General features: G+C 66.3%; 14 protein-coding genes. 5 read left to right on the top strand and 9 right to left on the bottom strand.

Translation table 11 applies throughout. The annotated features are described in order from the left end of the window. Positions 1–18: 18 nt before the first annotated feature. On the bottom strand, positions 19–933 hold the full coding sequence (locus IN820_RS21015) for a LysR family transcriptional regulator (protein WP_193682835.1): 915 nt from the start codon (positions 931–933) through the stop codon (positions 19–21). A 178-nt stretch (positions 934–1,111) separates the two neighbouring features. On the opposite strand from IN820_RS21015, the gene IN820_RS21010 reads away from it, so the two are divergent. Further along, positions 1,112–2,314, top strand: coding sequence for a CaiB/BaiF CoA transferase family protein (locus tag IN820_RS21010; protein ID WP_193682834.1), 1,203 nt, complete (start codon positions 1,112–1,114; stop codon positions 2,312–2,314). A 259-nt stretch (positions 2,315–2,573) separates the two neighbouring features. Continuing rightward, positions 2,574–3,509, top strand: a complete 936-nt coding sequence (locus IN820_RS21005) for a hydroxymethylglutaryl-CoA lyase (RefSeq protein ID WP_193682833.1) — start codon at positions 2,574–2,576, stop codon at positions 3,507–3,509. Positions 3,510–3,777: 268 nt separating this feature from the next. On the opposite strand, the gene IN820_RS21000 is transcribed toward IN820_RS21005, so the two are convergent. The 8 genes from IN820_RS21000 to IN820_RS20965 all read right to left on the bottom strand — a co-directional run bounded on the left by IN820_RS21000 (position 3,778) and on the right by IN820_RS20965 (position 12,285). Beyond that, entirely contained in the window at positions 3,778–4,668 is an 891-nt protein-coding gene (locus IN820_RS21000; RefSeq protein WP_193682832.1) for an alpha/beta fold hydrolase, read from the bottom strand. 204 nt (positions 4,669–4,872) lie between these two features. Next, positions 4,873–5,862: a TRAP transporter substrate-binding protein gene (locus IN820_RS20995; RefSeq protein ID WP_193682831.1), complete on the bottom strand. Its 990-nt coding sequence runs from the start codon at positions 5,860–5,862 to the stop codon at positions 4,873–4,875. Positions 5,863–5,915: 53 nt separating this feature from the next. Next, entirely contained in the window at positions 5,916–6,743 is an 828-nt protein-coding gene (locus IN820_RS20990; RefSeq protein WP_193682830.1) for an HpcH/HpaI aldolase/citrate lyase family protein, read from the bottom strand. 28 nt (positions 6,744–6,771) lie between these two features. Continuing rightward, on the bottom strand, positions 6,772–7,977 hold the full coding sequence (locus IN820_RS20985) for a CaiB/BaiF CoA transferase family protein (RefSeq protein WP_193682829.1): 1,206 nt from the start codon (positions 7,975–7,977) through the stop codon (positions 6,772–6,774). Positions 7,978–8,328: 351 nt separating this feature from the next. Beyond that, positions 8,329–9,681 carry an MmgE/PrpD family protein gene (locus tag IN820_RS20980; RefSeq protein WP_193682828.1) on the bottom strand — a complete coding sequence of 451 codons (1,353 nt, stop codon included), beginning with the start codon at positions 9,679–9,681 and terminating at the stop codon, positions 8,329–8,331. Further along, positions 9,678–10,070, bottom strand: a complete 393-nt coding sequence (locus IN820_RS20975; RefSeq protein ID WP_193682827.1) for a VOC family protein — start codon at positions 10,068–10,070, stop codon at positions 9,678–9,680. The genes IN820_RS20980 and IN820_RS20975 overlap by 4 nt, the downstream gene beginning before the upstream one ends. A gap of 96 nt (positions 10,071–10,166) precedes the next feature. After that, the gene (locus IN820_RS20970) at positions 10,167–11,330 is read right to left on the bottom strand and encodes an acyl-CoA dehydrogenase family protein (RefSeq protein ID WP_193682826.1); all 1,164 of its coding nucleotides are present in this window, start codon (positions 11,328–11,330) and stop codon (positions 10,167–10,169) included. Between the two features lie 133 nt (positions 11,331–11,463). Then, positions 11,464–12,285, bottom strand: coding sequence for an FAS1-like dehydratase domain-containing protein (locus IN820_RS20965; RefSeq protein ID WP_193682825.1), 822 nt, complete (start codon positions 12,283–12,285; stop codon positions 11,464–11,466). 195 nt (positions 12,286–12,480) lie between these two features. Between IN820_RS20965 and IN820_RS20960 the strand changes: the two genes are divergently transcribed. The 3 genes from IN820_RS20960 (at position 12,481) to ggpS (ending at position 17,387) form a co-directional block, all read left to right on the top strand. After that, positions 12,481–13,371, top strand: a complete 891-nt coding sequence (locus IN820_RS20960; protein ID WP_193682824.1) for a LysR family transcriptional regulator — start codon at positions 12,481–12,483, stop codon at positions 13,369–13,371. Positions 13,372–13,596: 225 nt separating this feature from the next. Continuing rightward, positions 13,597–14,919 (top strand): MFS transporter, encoded by a 1,323-nt coding sequence (locus IN820_RS20955; RefSeq protein ID WP_193682823.1) that lies wholly within the window; start codon positions 13,597–13,599, stop codon positions 14,917–14,919. Positions 14,920–15,128: 209 nt separating this feature from the next. Further along, positions 15,129–17,387 (top strand): glucosylglycerol-phosphate synthase, encoded by a 2,259-nt coding sequence (ggpS, locus tag IN820_RS20950; RefSeq protein WP_024162373.1) that lies wholly within the window; start codon positions 15,129–15,131, stop codon positions 17,385–17,387. The last annotated feature ends 3 nt before the right edge of the window (positions 17,388–17,390 follow it).

Raw genomic sequence — 17,390 nt, 5'->3', positions numbered from 1 at the left:
CCGCGCTCTGCTGTCGCCCTATCCCGCCGTTTCCCGGCCCTTGCCTTCGCGAGCGGTGAGGTATTCGAGCATCTGCCGCGCGGTGACCGAGAGACCGTCCAGGTTGCGCACGCCGATCTTCAGCTCGCGTCGCGCCCAGGGATCGCTCAACTGGACGATCGACACGTCCAGCGCCGGCAGGTAGTTGCGCACCACCTGTTCGGGCAGCACGCCGACGCCCATGCCGGTATGGATCATCCGACAGATCGCCTCGAAGCTGCGCACCTGGATGCGCAGGCGCAGCGGAGTGCCCATCTGCTGGGCCGACTGCTGCAGCAACGCGTGCAGCGAGGCGTCCTGCTGCAGCCCGATGAAGTCGAAGCCGGTGGCCTCGCGCAGGGCGATGCGCTCGCGCGCCGCCAGTGGATGCTCGCGCGGGGTGACCAGCACCAACCGGTCCTCGCGGTAGTTGAATACCTGCAGGTCCTCGATCGGCAGGTGCCCGGCGAAGATGCCGATATCCGTCAGCCCCTCGCGCAGGGCGCGCAGGGTGTCGCCGCTGACGCGCTCCTCGAGATCGATCTTCACTTCCGGATGCTGGCGGGCGAAGGCGCTCAGGTCCTCGGGCAGGAACTCGATCACCGCGGAGGTGTTGGCGTGGATGCGCACATGGCCCTTCACGCCCTGGCTGAATTCGCTGAGGTCGGCGTCCAGCTGCTGCAGGTTGTCCAGCAGGCTGCGCGCGTGGTGCAGCAGCGCGTGGCCGGCCGGCGTCAGCTCGACGCCCTTGGGCTGGCGATAGAGCAGGCTGACGCCGAGCTGGCCTTCCAGATCGCTGACGCGCTTGCTCACCGCCGCCAGGGCGAGGTGCTCGCGCTCCGCGGCGCGGGTCAGGCTGCGCTCGTCGGCAATGGCGACGAACAGTCTCAGGGTAATGAAATCGATGCGACGCATGTGGGGGCTCTCCCATATTCGCAGGCGGCGAAGGATGCACCGAACGACCTGCCGCCGCAAAGGGCTCTCGTAGAACAGCTTCGCGAAACACGAAACCATCCTTGGCTATTCGGCAATTGTCCACGGCGTGGCTCTCGGTCATCCTGCGCTCATGAATCGACCCGACACAGGTGTTGCGATGAACGAACAGACCGAGAAGAACCTGCCGCTGCAAGGCCTCAAGGTGATCGAGATGGGCCAGCTGATCGCCGGCCCCTTCGCCAGCAAGCTGCTCGGCGAATTCGGCGCCGAGGTGATCAAGATCGAACCGCCGAAGGTCGGCGATCCGCTGCGCAAATGGCGCAAGCTCAAGGACGGCACCTCGCTGTGGTGGCACGTGCAGTCGCGCAACAAGCGCTCGGTGACGCTGGACCTCAAGGCTGCCGAAGGCCAGGCCATCGTCCGCCAGCTGGTGGTCGAGGCCGACATCCTGATCGAGAACTTCCGCCCCGGCACGCTGGAAGAATGGGGCCTGGGCTGGGACGCGCTGTCGAAACTCAACCCGCGCCTGATCATGCTGCGCATCTCCGGCTACGGACAGACCGGCCCTTACCGCGACCTGCCGGGTTTCGGCGTGATCGGCGAAGCCATGGGCGGCCTGCGCCACCTGTCCGGCTATCCGGGTCAGCCGCCGGTGCGCGTCGGTGTCAGCATCGGCGACTCGCTGTCCTCGCTGTATGGCGTCATCGGCGTGCTGCTCGCCTTGCAGGAGCGCAGCCGCAGCGGCCTGGGCCAGGAGATCGACGTGGCGCTGTACGAATCGGTGTTCGCCATGATGGAAAGCCTGGTGCCCGAATACGACGCCTTCGGCTATGTGCGCGAGCCGGCCGGCAGTGCGCTGCCGGGGATCACGCCGTCCAACTCCTACCTGTGCAAGGACGGCGCCTACGTGCTGATCGCCGGCAACGGCGACAGCATCTACAAGCGCCTGATGTGCCTGATGGGTCGCCAGGACCTGGCCGACGATCCGCGCTTCGCCCACAACGACGGCCGCGCCCAGCACGCCGAGCTGATCGATACAGCCATCGGCGAGTGGACCATCGGCCATGACCGCGACGAAGTGATCGAGGCCCTCAAGGGCGCCCGCGTACCGGCCGGCTATCCCTACACCGCCGCCGACATCGTCAAGGACCCGCATTACCTGGCACGGCAGATGATCGAGCAGGTCGAGACCTTCGCCGGCCCGCTCAAGGTGCCGGGCGTGCTGCCCAAGCTGTCGCGCACACCGGGGCGCATCGGCCACGGCGGCCCGCAGCTGGGCGAGCACACCGACGACGTGCTGGCCGGGCTCGGCCTCACCGACGCACAACGGCAGGGCCTGCGCGAGCGCGGGATCATCTGAGAAAACAGCGCCAAGCTGCAAGCCACAAGCTTCAAGCCAACAGCGTACCGCGTAGGGTGGATGACGCTTTTTCATCCACCGTGACATTGCCGAAACGGTGGATGGGTGGAGCGTCATCCACCCTACGAACTACAGGCCACAAGCTTCGAGCCAACAACGTAGGGTGGATGACGCTTTTTTCATCCACCGTGACATTGCCGAAACGGTGGATGGATGGAGCGTCATCCACCCTACCGCCCATAACCGACAGGATTCACCGATGAGCAAACGCCTGTACATCCAGGAAGTCGCCACCCGTGACGGCTTCCAGATCGAATCGAATTTCGTGCCGACCGAGGTCAAGATCGCGCTGATCGACCGCCTTTCGGATACCGGCCTGGCGAAGATCGAGGTCACCTCCTTCACCTCGCCCAAGGCCATCCCGAACCTGCGCGACGCCGAGGAGGTGATGCGCGGCATCCGCCGCGTGCCGGGTGTCGAATACACTGTGCTGGTGCCCAACGTGAAGGGCTGCGAACGCGCGCTGGCCTGCGCGGTGGACGAGATCAACCTGGTGATGTCGGCCAGCGATACCCACGGCCTGGCCAACCTGCGCATGACGCCCGAGCAGTCGCTGGCGCAGTTCCGCGAGATCATCGAAGTCACCCGTGGCAGCGGCGTGTTCGTCAACGCCTCGTTGTCCACCACCTTCGGTTGCCCGTTCGAGGGCGAGGTACCCGAGCAACGCATCTACGAACTGGCACAGCGCCTGCTGGAGATCGGCGTGCAGGGCATCACCCTTTGCGACACCACCGGCATGGCCGATCCGACGCAGGTCGAGCGCATCTGTCGTGCGGCGCTGCAGCGCTGGCCCGAAGCCGTGTTCACCGCGCATTTCCACAATACCCGCGGCATGGGCCTGGCCAACGCATTGGCGGCGCTGAATGCCGGTATCGACCGCTTCGACGCGTCGCTCGGCGGCCTCGGTGGCTGCCCCTATGCGCCGGGTGCCAGCGGCAATATCTGCAGCGAGGACCTGGTGCACATGTTCCAGCGCATGGGGCTGGAAACCGGCGTCGATCTCGACCGGCTGTTGCAGTGCGCCGCCGACCTGCCGCAACTGGTCGGCCACGAGGTGCCGGGAGCCGTGCTCAAGGCCGGCAAGGCGGATCGCCGCTATCCGAAACCGAAGTGGATGCAGGAAGCCGGCGCCTGAGCCTAATGCTTAATGCCAAAAGCTGGTTGCAGGATTATGTAGGAGCGGGCCACGCCCGCGATTCGCGCGCATGGCGCGCTCCTACAACGTACTCTCTGTGCTTACTTAGGCGCCTGAGCCGGCTTTTTCCGTTCTCGCGAGTGAATGCCGTGCGGGGCTCAACAATCCGGTCTGAGCGTTCGAGTCTCTCCGTCCACACCCTGTTTGGCTGAAGAGCTCGAGCCCGGCGGCTTTCCGACCGGGTTCGCGCGCTAGCGCACGCGGGCTCTCAGACGCCCTGGCAGAACGTCAGAATGGCATCGGCCACCGCATCGGGCGCTTCGCGCTGGGGAAAATGGCCGACGCCCGGCAATAGCCGGCGGTGGTACGCCCCGCTGAAGAAGCTTTCCCGCCCCGCCGAGCTGTCCGGTGCGTTGCAAGTATCCGCCTCGCCGTGCAGCACCAGCGTCGGTACCGCCAGCACCGGCGTGGGCTGCAGCAGTGCCTCGTCCTGCACATAGGCCGGATCGCCCTCGACGAAGCCCCAGCGGTGCCGGTAGGAATGCAGCACCACCGCGGCCCAGTCCGGATTGTCGAACGCTTCGGCAGCCTGGGCGAAATCCGCCTCGGCGTACCAGCCGGCCGGCGACCAGATATCCCAGAGCAAGCGCGTGAAGGCCACGCGATCCTCGACGAGCGTACGCTCGCCGCGCGGCGTGGCCATGTACCAGTGATACCAGTAGTTGCGCGCCTGGATCAGGGAAATCTGCTGGCTCGGATCGTTGCTGCCATAACCCACCGAAAGCATCACCAGCCGCGCGGCCGCGTGATGGCGCAGACCACAGGCGTTGGCCACCGCCCGCGCGCCCCAGTCGTGGCCGACCAGCACCGGCTGATCGAGGCGCAGCGCATCGATGAAGTCGAGCAGATCACGTCCCAGCGCGGCCAACTGGCCACTGCGCGGGGTCAGCGGGTCGATGAAACGCGTCTGCCCGAAACCGCGCAGCGTCGGGCAGAGCACACGATAACCGGCGGCGACCAGATGCTCGGCGACGGCGCTCCAGCTCTCCGGGCCATCCGGCCAGCCGTGCACCAGCACCGCCACCTGACGGCCACGGGGATTCCATTCGAGATAGGCGATATTCAGCACCGGGGTGCTGACGAAGGCGTAATGGCTCATGCCGACGTCTCCTGACGATTGTTCGAATCATCAGCATAGGCGTTCGGCCGAGCAAAAAAACGCGGCCCCCCTTCATATGCGCCAGCGCTGCGCCGACGCGCCGGCGGGAACCGGCACGGCGTCACATTGCCGAGCGACAAGGGGGCTATGCGTCGCGCACCCGTTGCGGTCGCGCGACGTTCGCCCGTGGCAGTGCCTGGCGACTCAGCGCTGGTTGGCCGCCTGTGCCGCCTCGATCAGATCGGCGCCGATCTCGCCCTCGAACTTCTTCCATACCGGCTGCATCGCTTCGCGCCACTGGGCGCGCTGCTCCGGGGTCAGCTCGATGATCTCGGTCTTGCCCGACGCCGCGATGGCCTGCCTGGCCTTCTGGTTGAGTTCATCGGCCTGGCGGTTAACCTCGACCGTCACCTCGTCCATGATCGCTTCCAGCTCGCTGCGCACGTCATCGGGCAGGCCTTTCCAGAACGTGGTGTTGGTGATCACCATGTAGTCGATCAGGCCATGATCGGAGGCCGTCATGTACGGCTGCACCTCGTGGACTTTCTGGCTTTCGTAGTTCGACCAGGTATTCTCGGTGCCATTGACCACGCCGGTCTGCAAGCCCTGGTAGACCTCGGCGAAGCTCATCTTGCGCGGGTTGGCGCGCACCACCTTGAACTGCTCCTCGAGTACCGCCGACGCCTGTACGCGGAATTTCAGCCCGCGCGCATCCTTGGGTTCGCGCAGCGGCTTGTTGGCCGACAGTTGCTTGGTGCCGTTGTGCCAGTAGGCCAGGCCGGTGATGTTCTTGTCTTCCATCGCGGTGAGCAGCGAACGGCCCTCGGGGCTGCTCTGGAAACGGTCGGCGGCGGCCAGGTCGTCGAACAGGAACGGTAGGTCGAAAATCTGGATGGCCTTGGCGTAGTGCTCGAACTTGGCCAGCGATGGCGCCAGCATGTGCACGTCGCCGAGCAGCAGCGCCTCCATTTCCTTGCCATCGCCGAACAGCGACGAGTTCGGGTAGACCTCGACCTTGACCTTGCCCGGCAGGCGTTCCTCGGCGAGCTTCTTGAACAGCAGCGCGCCCTGCCCTTTCGGTGTGTTGTCCGCCACCACATGGGCGAACTTGATGGTCACGGGATCGGCATGCACGAGCCCGGCGATGGATAGCGACAGTGCGCAGGCAAGCGCCTTGACGGTGGTTTTCAGCATGGTGGTACCCCTCTTGTTTTTGTCGGTTGGTACGTTTGTCGTGATGGGTGCGATCAGGGGATCGCTTGCCCGGCACGTTGCAGCAGGCGGCGGGCACGACCGACGACGGGAGCGTCGACCATCTGTCCGTCCACCACGAAGACCCCGTCGCCGGACGCACCGGCGGCGAGGACGCGTTGTGCCCAGTCCCGCTCTTCGGCGCTGGGCATCAGCGTTTCATGCACCACAGCGACCTGGCTGGGGTGGATGCACAGCAGCCCGCCGAAGCCCATGTCGCGGGCATCGGCAACCGCCCGGGCGAGGCCGTGCAGGTTCTTGATATCGGGGAACACGCTGTCCAGCGGCGGCGCCAGGTTCGCCAGCCGCGAATGCAGCAGCAGGGCGTAGCGCGCCTGGTCGAGGATGCGCTCGGCGGCCGCACTGCCGCTGGCCAGGCCGAGATCCAGGCCCAGGTCCAGCGCGCCGAAGGACAGCCGCTCGACGCCCTCGGCACTGGCGATTTCCGCCAGGCTGGCGAGCCCGCGAGCGCTCTCGACGATCGGCCACACCGGCTTGCCGCAGGCCACCGCCAGGGCCACCTGCACCGCGCTTTCCACCTTCGGCAGCAGCACCCCGGCGACGCCGGCATGGCGTGCGCACAGCGCCAGGTCCTCGGCTTGCCCCGCGTGGAGCGGCGCATTGATGCGCACCAGCACGCGGGCGTCGGGATTGGCCTGGAGAAACGCATCGAGGCTGGCCCGCGCTTCGGCTTTCAGGCTTTCGGCAACGGCATCCTCGAGATCGACGATGACCGCGTCGGCACCGCTCGCCAGCGCCTTGGGAATGCGCTCCGGACGGGTCGCCGGGACGAACAGCGCGGTGCGGATGATGCTCGGATTCATCGATAGCTCCTTGAATTCTTCAGGCACGTCACACCGCGCCCTGCTCGTGCAGGCGCTGGATGTCGCCCGGCGCATAGCCCAGCTCGGCGAGCAGCGCATCGGTGTGTTGGCCGAGGGCTGGGATCGGGTCCATGCGCGGCGCGAAGGCACTGTTGCGCCCTGGCGGCAGCAACGCCGGCAGACGCCCCGACGGGCTGTCCACCGCGCCCCAGGACTGGCGTGCCGCGAGCTGCGGATGGGCCCAGACGCCGGCCATGTCGTTGACGTGGGCGTTGGCGATCGGCGCGGCGTCCAGGCGGGCGATCACTTCTTCGGCGCTCAGCCGGGAAAAGCGCTCGATGATGATGGCGCGCAGCGCCTCGCGATTTTCCGAACGTTTGAAGTTGGCCGAGAAGCGCTCGTCCTGCGCCAGTTCCGGTTGCAGCAGCACCTTCTCGCAGAACAGCAGCCACTCGCGCTCGTTCTGCAGGCCGAGCATCACCGTGCCGCCATCGCCGGTGGGGAACGGCCCGTAGGGGTAGATGGTGGCGTGGGCGGCACCGGCGCGTGGTGGTGGCGGCGCGCCGTCGTAGGCGTAGTACAGCGGGTAGCCCATCCACTCCACCAGGCTTTCCAGCATGGTCACGTCGACGCGGCTGCCCTCGCCGGTCTTGTCGCGCAGCATCAGCGCCGAGAGCACGCCGGTGTAGGCGTACATGCCGGCGGCGATGTCGGCGATGGAGCAGCCGGCCTTGGCCATCTCGGTTTCGCCCGGCCCGCCAGTAACGGAGAGAAAGCCGCCCTCGCTCTGGATCAGCAGGTCGTAGGCCTTCTTCTGTTCATAGGGCCCACCGTCGCCATAGCCGGAGATGTCGCAGACGATCAGCCGCGGGAAGCGCTCGTGCAGCGTCTCGAACGACAGCCCCATGCGCGCGGCGGCGCCCGGTGCGAGGTTCTGCACCAGCACGTCGGCATTGCCCAGCAGTTGATCGAGCACCTGGCTGGCGGCGTCCTGCTTGACGTCCAGGGTCAGGCTTTCCTTGGAACGGTTGGTCCAGACGAAATGCGAGGCCAGGCCGTCGACGCGCTCATCGTAGCCGCGGGCGAAGTCGCCTGCGCCGGGGCGCTCGATCTTGATCACCCGTGCGCCGAGATCGGCCAGCTGGCGCGTGCAGAACGGCGCGGCAATGGCGTGCTCGAGGCTGACCACGGTGATGCCGTCGAGGGGACGGGGTTTGGCTTGGGTGTCGTTCATAGCATTTTCCTGCAATTTGGTTCAGGCCAACCTGATGGCACGTTCGTAAGGGCCTTCAGCCCGCCGGCGCGTGGTGGTGGGCTGAAGCCCACCCTACGTTCACCTCAACATGCTTAGCGGCGTAGGGTGGATGTCGCCTTTCACATCCACCGGGATCCGCTCGGTGGATCGATGAAGCGCGATCCACCCTACGATCTGGCTCCAGCCAACCGGTTGGGTCGGGCGGCGAAGCCCAACATCCAGAGCCCGCCCCGCTCGCGAGGCTTAGCGGCGTAGGGTGGATGTCGCCTTTCACATCCACCGGAATCCGTTCGGTGGATCGATGAAGCGCGATCCACCCTACGTCTCCCCTCAGGCCAGACCGCTCAAATCGTCGGTGTCGCGCAACCGCCAGACCTTCTCGATCAGCGCGCTGGCCTCATCGGCACTGCGCGCACCGGAGAACTGCAGCAGGCGGCGGAACTTGTCTTCCAGCTCGGCGCGACTCAGGGTGTTGCCCGGATCGCCCTTGGGTTCGTCGATGGCGCCGTGCAGCGCCCGGCCGTCCGTGGTGGTCACCTCGACCCGGCCCAGCCAGCGTGCCGGGTAGGCGCCATCGACCTCGGGGTTGAGGACCATGCTCACTTTTTCGCGAAACGCCGCCACGGCCGGATCGATCAACGCCAGATCGCGGAACTCGGTGAGCTGCGCCTTGCCGTGCACGGCGATCAGCCCCAGCACGGTGCCCATGCTGAACTTGGCCTGGTGCACCGTCTGCGGCACGCTCACCCGGCCGAGCACATCGATGGCGCCCTGATGCACGCGGGTGGTGACGCTGGCGATGTCCTCTGCCGTGAGCCCTTCGCGCTGCATCAGCGCCAGCAGCGCATCGGCGGCCGGGTGCGTATGGCGGCACGAGGCATGGAACTTGAACGAGGTTTCCGCCAGCGCCCAGCGGCTGCCGAGGCGCTCGGACAACCTGCTCGGGTCGGCGTCGCTCGACATGCCGGCGGCCAGGCCCTGCTCGCCTTCGAGGATGTCCTGCGCGCCGGTAAGCCCGTCGGCAGTCAGGTAGGCGGCGAGCAGCCCGTCCGCAGCCGCCTTGGCGGTGTGCAGCTGCTTGGAATCGGCGGCATCGCGCAGGAACTCCCAGAGCCCGGCGGCCTGGGTGCCGGCGCTGCCGAGCAGGTGAGTGAACTGCTGCTGGTCGAAGTCCATCAGCTTGCCCACCGCCACGGCGGCCGCCAGGGTGCCCACGGTCGCCGTGGTGTGGAAGATGCGGTAATGCGAGCGGCCGAGGAACTCACCGATGCGAATGCCCGCCTCGTAGCCCGCGACCGAGGCCACGAGCAGCTCGCGGCCGGATTTTCCGAGAACCTGCGCGGCCGCCAGCGCGGCGGGAAACACCACGGTGGCCGGGTGCAGCACGGAGCTGTTGTGCAGGTCGTCCTGCTCGACCAGGTGCGAGCTGGCGGCGTTCACCAGCGCGGCGAAGTAGGCCGAGCTGGAGCGTCCGTTGACCAGGATGCGGGCACGGCCTTCGGCTGGCCCCATGCGTTCGGCGTAACGTTCGAACAGCGGAATCGGGTGCGACCCGGCGCTGGCCAGGGCGGAGCCGAACCAGTCGAGGAAGAGGTCCTCGGTGCGGGCGAGCACCGCGTCGGGAATCTGCTCGTAACGCAGACCGGCGAGAAATTCGGTGAGGGCCTGGGTGTGCTGGCTCATGCCATGGTCTCCAGCGGATTGGACAGTTCGATGAGGTTGAAATCGGGATCGCGCAGGTACACCGAGCGGATCGGCCCGTTGGCACCACTGCGCTGCACCGGCCCCTCGATCACGGCCACACCCTGGGCATCGAGGTGGGCGATCACCTCCTCCAGCGGCGTGGTGACGATGAAGCAGAGGTCCGCCGAGCCCGGCGTCGGCCGCTCGGCCTTGGGCTCGAACTCGCGCCCGGCCTGGTGCAGATTGATCTTCTGATTGCCGAAGGTCAGCGCCTTGCGCCCTTCACCGAAGGTCACCACCTGCATGCCGAGCAGGCGGGTATAGAAGTCCACCGTCGTCTCGATATCGGCGACGGTGAGGACCAGATGGTCGAGATGGCTGATGTTCATGGCGCATGTCCCTCTTTCGTAGGGTGGAAAACCGCGCAGCGTTTTCCACCATGCAAACGGTGGATGTAAAAAGCGCCATCCACCCTACGTTCGCCGTCAAAACGAGCGTGGCAGCTCCAGCAAGTGCTCGGCCACGTACGACAGGATCAGGTTGGTGGAGATCGGCGCCACCTGGTACAGGCGCGTCTCGCGGAACTTGCGCTCGACATCGTATTCGTTGGCGAAGCCGAAGCCGCCGTGGGTCTGCAGACAGGCGTTGGCCGCTTCCCAGCTGGCCTTGGCCGCCAGATACTTGGCCATGTTGGCGGCGGCGCCGGCGTTGCGACCGCTGTCGTATTCCTCACAAGCGCGCCAGCGCATCAGGTCGGCCGCCTCGATCTCGATGTGCGCCTCGGCGATGGGGAACTGCACACCCTGGTTCTGCCCGATGGGCCGGCCGAACACCACGCGGTCGCGGGCGTAGGCGCTGGCCTTCTCGATGAACCAGCGGCCGTCGCCGATGCATTCGGCGGCGATCAGCGTGCGCTCGGCATTGAGCCCGTCGAGGATGTAACGGAAGCCCTTGCCCTCTTCGCCGATCAGGCTGCTGGCCGGGATCTCCAGGTTGTCGAAGAACAGCTCGTTGGTTTCGTGGTTGACCATGTTGGCGATCGGCTGCACGGTCAGGCCGTTGCCGATGGCCTCACGCAGGTCGACGAGGAAGATCGACATGCCCTCGGACTTGCGCTGCACCTCGGCCAGCGGCGTGGTGCGCGCCAGCAGGATCATCAGGTCCGAGTGCTGGATGCGCGAGATCCAGACCTTCTGCCCGTTGATGACGTACTTGTCGCCCTGCTTCACCGCCGTAGTCTTGATCTTGGTGGTGTCGGTGCCCGTGGTGGGCTCGGTGACACCCATGGACTGCAGGCGCAGCTCGCCGCTGGCCAGCTTCGGCAGGTAGTAACGCTTCTGCTCCTCACTGCCGTTCCTGAGCAGGGTGAACATGTTGTACATCTGCCCATGCACGGTGCCGGAATTGCCGCCGCAACGGTTTACCTCCTCGAGGATCACCGAGGCTTCGGCCAGGCCGAGGCCGGAACCGCCGTACTCTTCCGGGATCATCGCCGACAGCCAGCCGGCCTGGGTCAGCGCCGTGACGAAGGCCTCGGGAAAGCCCTTCTCCTCGTCGATCTTGCGCCAGTACTCGGCGGGGAATTCGGCACACAGGGCGCGCACGCCTTCGCGGATGGCGTTCAGTTCTTCATTCTTGTGCGGCGTCATCTCGGTTCCTCAAAACTTCTCGTTGTCGCGGCAGACGCAGGGTGGATCACGCTTTACCGATCCACCGGTCGGTCTTTCGGTGGATGTAAAAAAGCGACGACTGCGCGTCCCGATCCACCCTACGATTCGCTGTTCAGTCGAATTCCACTTCGGCCTTCTGCGCCAGGCCATGGTGATCGCCGGCCCAGAGTTCGGCCTTGCCCGGCGCGACGATGCGTCCGCCGACCTCGAACGGCTGCGGCGCGATCAGCGGACGCAGGCCACGGTAGGCGAAGCGCTTCAGGCGCGCCTCGGGGTTGGCGCGGCAGAAGGCGCGCAGGTTGAGCGTGGCGATCAGCGGGCCGTGCACCACCAGCCCCGAATAGCCTTCGGTTTCGGTGACGTAGGGCCAGTCGTAATGGATGCGATGGCCATTGAAGGTCACGGCGGAATAGCGAAACAGCAGCGTCGAGGTCGGCGTCACCGCCTCGCGCCAGTCGCCGGCGATCATCGGCTCGCCGCTGCTGGTCTTCGGCGGACTGGGCTCGCGGTAGACGATGTCCTGCTCTTCGCGGATGGCCAGGCGGCCATCCTGCAGGTAATCGTGCTGCACGGTGACGAACAGCAGCGCGCCGGTGCGGCCGTGCTTTTCCTCGATGTGCTTGATGGTGGACACACGCCGCGCTTCGCTGCCGGCCTCCAGCGGATGGAAGAACTCGACGCGACCGCCCGCCCACATGCGGTTGCGATTGTCCGCCGGCGGCAGGAACCCGCCACGGGCCGGATGCCCGTCCTCGCCCAGTCCGCTTTCGGCGATCGGCTCCTGGAAGAAGCACCATTGCCACAGCGGCGGCAACGCTTCGCTATGGGCGGGAGTGGTTTCGCCGAAGGTGGCGGCGATGCGCATCAGCAGGTTGCGGCTGAGCTGGTCGTGGACTTCTTCGCGGCGGCCAATCCAGGCGGAGGTGTCGGTCATTGCGGGGCTTCCGGTGTTGTCTTGTTTTGCCGCAGCATGCTACGAACTCGGCGTTCCGAGAATTTGTATTTACCAACACCGGCGTTCGGCTAAGCTGAACGCCAAAACCGTAGGAGCCCGCTTGCGGGCGATCGTTGCCGAGCTCGAGCCGGATCACCAGCAAGCCGGTTACAAGAATCCAGTGGAAACTCTGCCATGCATTTCGATCTGGCCGACCTGCGCCTGTTCATCCATATCGCCGAATCGCCCAGCCTGACCCAGGGTGCACGTCGCGCGCACCTTTCGCCGGCGGCGGCCAGCGCACGGATCAAGGCGCTGGAAGGCCAGCTCGACAGCCGCCTGCTCTACCGCGACAGCCGTGGCGTGGAGCTGACGCCGGCCGGGCAGAAGCTCCTGCAGCATGCGCGGCTGATCATGCGCCAGGTGGATTACCTGAAAAGCGAGTTCACCGCATACGGCACCGACTCGGCCGGGCATATCCGCATCTTCGCCAACACCACGGCAGTGACCGAATTTCTCCCCGAGGTGCTGGCAGGCTTTCTCGCCCAGCGTCCCGGCGTGACGGTAGACCTGCAGGAACGGCTGAGCCGCGACATCGTGCGCGGCGTACTGGATGGCAGCACGGACATGGGCATCATCGCCGGACCGGTGCAGGCCGCGGGGCTGCAGGTGTTGCACTTCAGCACCGATCGCCTGCTGCTGGCCGTGCCGGTCGGCCATCCGCTGTCTGGCGAACCGACGATGACCTTGCGGCAGACGCTCGCCTACCAGCACATCGGCCTGCACGAGGGCAGCACGCTGTTGACCTTCCTGCGCGATCAGGTGGAAAAACTCGGCGGCAACCTGTCGCTGCGCATCCAGGTCTCCAGCTTCGAGGCGGTGTGCCGGATGATCGAGGCCGGCGTCGGCATCGGCATCATTCCCGAATCCGCCGCGCGCCGGCACAGCCGCACCATGCGGCTGGCCCTGGTGGAGCTGGACGAGCCCTGGGCGGTGCGCGAACGCAGCATCCTGGTCAGGGAGCTGGACGCCCTGCCCGGCAGCGTGCGCGCGCTGATCGCCACCCTGGCGCCGGGACGCGCCTGAGCGACGAACCATCAGGTCACGTTCTGCTTGATTGCCGGGCTGGAAGCCTTGGAATCCTCGGGCATTCGTACTGCCCAAAGAAACGGCACAAGCGGATCGGCGCTGCGCAACAACCGCCTCTCTCTTAATTTCTTTTTGCAATCAAAGATTTATATATATAAAACGAACTCGTCAGAGCCGTCTGCAACTTGCCATCACCGTCACATTTGCCTAGGGTAGGTCGCCATGAGGTCTCTAATCGCTCCCATCAGTTCGCTGCTCGCCGGCGTGGCCCTGCTCCTTCTCGGGCACGGCCTGCTCAATACCCTGCTGACACTGCGCGGTGTCGCCGAGGGCTACTCGACGGGCCTGATCGGCCTGCTGATGTCCGGCTATTTCGGCGGATTTCTGCTCGGCACCTGGCTGGCCCCTTCGCTGATCCGACGCATCGGCCATATCCGCACCTTCGCCTTCTACGCCGCCCTGGCCGCGGTCACCGTGCTGCTGCACGTGCTGATCGTCAACCCCTGGGTCTGGCTGGTGTTGCGGGTACTCTACGGCGTGTCGCTGGTGACGCTGTACATGGTCATCGAGAGCTGGCTCAACGCCCAGGTCAGCGGCGAGAAGCGCGGCCAGGTGTTCGCCCTGTACATGGCCGTCAACCTCGGCGCCCTGGCTGCCGCCCAGCAACTGCTGAATCTCGACAGCCCGATGACGTTCACCCTCTTCGCGCTGGCGGCGATTCTCATCTGCAGCGCGCTGATGCCGATCACCCTGACCCGCCAGGCGCAGCCCACCCTGCCGGACATGCCCGCCACCGACCTGTTGCAGCTGGCACGCATCGCGCCGCTGCCGCTGATGGCGGCCGGCATCTCCGGCCTGACGCTCGGCGGTTTCTGGGGCCTGGCGCCGGTGTATGCCAGCCAGGTCGGCTTCGACGCGGCCGGCGTCGGCCTGCTGATGAGCGTGACCATCCTTGGCGGCGCCGTGCTGCAATGGCCGATCGGGCTGTTTTCCGACAAGCACGACCGCCGCGTGGTGATGCTCTGGGTGGTGGCCATCGCCGCGGTACTCGCGCTGGTGGTCACACCGATCCTCGCCGGGCCGCTGCTCCTGGGGCTGATGTTCCTCTGGGGCGGCCTGGCCTTCTCGATCTATTCCATCGCCGTGGCGCAGATGGTCGACCAACTGCACCCAGACGAGATTCTCTCCGGCTCCAGCGGGCTGCTGCTGGCCAACGGCTTCGGCGCCGCATTCGGCCCGGTGGTGGCCGGCGGCCTGATGCATCTGTTCGGCGCCGTCGCCCTGCCGCTGTTCTTCGCCGTGACGCTCGGCCTGCTGGCGCTCTATTCGTACTGGCGGCCACGGCGCGTCGTCGATCTGGTCACCGAGCCGCACGGGCACTTCACACCGATGCTGCGCACCAGCCATACCGTGCTGGAGCTGATGCCCGACACGCCCGAAACCATTGCGGAACAGACGGAAACCGCCGAAGCGGACATTCTCGACGAGTACCAGCCGCCCCTCGAGGAGGAGGAACCCAGCTCCCAGCGAACCGGCACGCTTTGAATCGATGAGGGCGCAACAATGATTGCGCTCCGCCAGCGCCACGGCTGACCACGCCCTGGCGCCGCGTCGACGACCGGACCATGCCCGGCACCGTCGCCGCCCTGAAATCTGCCAATACACCCGGTCGCCTGCAGGGCAGGCCGGATGCCATTTGCTCGTCGGCCCAGGTCGGCGCGTCACTGCACCACTCATGGACAGGAAGACAGCGCATGCTACTTGCCACCGATCTCGATGGAACCTTTCTTGGCGGCGAACCACAGGATCGTCTCAGCCTCTATCAGACCATCACCGCCCATCCGGACATTCAACTCGCCTACGTCACCGGGCGCAGCCTCGAAGCCGTGCTGCCCTTGCTGGCGGACCCCACGCTGCCGCAGCCGGACTACATCATCGCCGACGTCGGCGCCAGCCTCTATCACGGCGAAACCCTGCTGCCGATCCAACCGCTGCAGCAGCACATCGAAACCCGCTGGCCCGGCGAAACGGCCATCGCCGAAGCCCTGACCGCCTTCCCCGAGCTGGTCCGCCAGGATGTACCCCAGGCCCGTCGCTGCTCGTACTTCTGCACGCCGGAACAGGCCGCCGATCCCGCCCTGAAAATCGCCGCCGAGCGCCTGGGCTGCGACCTGCTCTATTCGGCCGACCTCTACCTGGACTTCCTCCCCCGCGGCGTGAACAAGGGCAGCAGCCTGCTGCGCCTGATCGAAACCCTGGGGCTGGACCCCGAGCAGGTGCTGGTCGCCGGCGATACCCTGAACGACCTGAGCATGCTCGGCTGCGGACTCAAGGGCGTCTGCGTCGGGCAGTCCGAGCCCGGCCTGCTGGAGCAGACGCGCAGCTGCACCCGCGTGCTGCATGCCGATGCCCCCGGTTGCGGCGGCATCATCCAGGCCTTCGCCCACTTCGGCTTCCTCGGCGAACACGGCTTCGCCGCCGAGAGTCGCAAGGCCGCCGAGCCCGGCCAGGCCGATCTGGTCATCGTCTATCACCGCCTGCCCTATGAAGAGCACCGGGTGGAGGGACGCATCCAGCGCCGCCGGCCGACATCCCCCAACGGCATCATCCCGACGCTGCTGAGCTTCTTCGCCGATGGCCGCAAGGGGTCCTGGGTGGCCTGGGCCGAACATGACGAGGCCGACGGCCCGTTCGACAGCCACACCACGGTCGATGCCGAGCGCTACCCGCGCCTCACCGCCGCCCGGGTTCCGTTGAGCAAGGATGAGGTCGACACCTTCTACAAGCGCTTTTCCAAGGAGGCCTTCTGGCCGACCCTGCACACTTTCTGGGAGCGCGCGGTATTCAACGAGGCCGACTGGCAGGTATTCCTGCAGGTCAACCGCGCCTTCGCCGAGCGCACCGCCCGCGAAGCCGCCGAAGGCGCGACCGTGTGGCTGCACGATTACAACCTGTGGATGGTCCCGGCCTATCTGCGCGAGCTGCGCCCGGACCTCAGGCTGGCATTCTTCCATCACACCTACTTCCCCTCGGCGGACGTGTTCAACGTGGTGCCCTGGCGCCGGCAGATCGTCGGCAGCCTGTTGCAGTGCGATTACATCGGTTTCCATATCCCGCGCCAGGTGGAAAACTTCGTCGACGTCGCCCGCGGCGTGTTCCCGCTGGAAACCCTCGCGCGACAGAACTGCGCGCCGCGCTTCGTGACCTATGGCTGCGCCGTCGGGCTCGACAGCGTGACCACCGAAGTGGATACCGGCATGCGCCGGGTCAAGCTCGGCGCCCACCCGGTGGGGCTGGACCTGGACCGGGTACGCAACGCCCTCGCCCGCGAACCGGTGCGCCAGCGCATGGCCCGGCTGCGGCAGGAACTGGCAGGCGTACGACTGATTCTCGCCGTGGAGCGACTGGATTACACCAAGGGCGTGCTGGAGAAGCTCCAGGCGTTCGAAGCGATGCTGGCGAGCAACCCCGAACTGCACGGCAAGGTCACCCTGGCCAGCATCTGCGTACCGGCGGCGCAGGAAATCTCGATCTACGACGAGCTGCAGGGGCAGATCGAACAGGCCGTGGGCCGCATCAATGGGCGCTTCGCCAGCATCGGCTGGACCCCGGTGCAGTTCTTCTTCCGCAGCCACCCGTTCGACGAAGTCGTGGCCTGGTATGCCATGGCCGACGTCATGTGGATCACGCCGCTGCGCGACGGGCTGAACCTGGTTGCGAAGGAATTCGTCGCCACCCAGGGGCTACTGGATGGCTGTGGGGTGCTGGTGCTCTCGGAGTTCGCCGGGGCGGCGGCGGAGCTCAAGGGCGCGCTTCTGACCAACCCGCACGACACGGCCGATCTCGCGGCAACCTGCTATCTGGCGTTGAACATGCCGAAAAGCGAAGCCCGCGCGCGGCTGCGCGAGCTGTACGGCATCGTCAGCTTCAATGACATTCGGCGCTGGGGCGATGAATTCCTGAGTTCGCTGGAACAGCATCAGCCATTGCCGGCCGAGACGCTCGGCGCCTGAATG

The organism is Pseudomonas lopnurensis (assembly GCF_015070855.1).
Classification (GTDB): Bacteria; Pseudomonadota; Gammaproteobacteria; order Pseudomonadales; family Pseudomonadaceae; genus Stutzerimonas; species Stutzerimonas lopnurensis.
Note: the sequence above shows the minus strand (reverse complement) of the source record. Positions and strands in the feature narration are given on the sequence as shown.

Coding starts and splice junctions, on each gene's coding strand:
- IN820_RS20995 (WP_193682831.1), bottom strand. CDS start 5,862: ATGCTGAAAACCACCGTCAAGGCGCTTGCCTGCGCACTGTCGCTATCC.
- IN820_RS21000 (WP_193682832.1), bottom strand. CDS start 4,668: ATGAGCCATTACGCCTTCGTCAGCACCCCGGTGCTGAATATCGCCTAT.
- IN820_RS20970 (WP_193682826.1), bottom strand. CDS start 11,330: ATGACGCCGCACAAGAATGAAGAACTGAACGCCATCCGCGAAGGCGTG.
- IN820_RS21015 (WP_193682835.1), bottom strand. CDS start 933: ATGCGTCGCATCGATTTCATTACCCTGAGACTGTTCGTCGCCATTGCC.
- IN820_RS20965 (WP_193682825.1), bottom strand. CDS start 12,285: ATGACCGACACCTCCGCCTGGATTGGCCGCCGCGAAGAAGTCCACGAC.
- IN820_RS20960 (WP_193682824.1), top strand. CDS start 12,481: ATGCATTTCGATCTGGCCGACCTGCGCCTGTTCATCCATATCGCCGAA.
- IN820_RS20985 (WP_193682829.1), bottom strand. CDS start 7,977: ATGAACGACACCCAAGCCAAACCCCGTCCCCTCGACGGCATCACCGTG.
- IN820_RS20975 (WP_193682827.1), bottom strand. CDS start 10,070: ATGAACATCAGCCATCTCGACCATCTGGTCCTCACCGTCGCCGATATC.
- IN820_RS21005 (WP_193682833.1), top strand. CDS start 2,574: ATGAGCAAACGCCTGTACATCCAGGAAGTCGCCACCCGTGACGGCTTC.
- IN820_RS20990 (WP_193682830.1), bottom strand. CDS start 6,743: ATGAATCCGAGCATCATCCGCACCGCGCTGTTCGTCCCGGCGACCCGT.
- IN820_RS20955 (WP_193682823.1), top strand. CDS start 13,597: ATGAGGTCTCTAATCGCTCCCATCAGTTCGCTGCTCGCCGGCGTGGCC.
- IN820_RS20980 (WP_193682828.1), bottom strand. CDS start 9,681: ATGAGCCAGCACACCCAGGCCCTCACCGAATTTCTCGCCGGTCTGCGT.
- IN820_RS21010 (WP_193682834.1), top strand. CDS start 1,112: ATGAACGAACAGACCGAGAAGAACCTGCCGCTGCAAGGCCTCAAGGTG.
- ggpS (WP_024162373.1), top strand. CDS start 15,129: ATGCTACTTGCCACCGATCTCGATGGAACCTTTCTTGGCGGCGAACCA.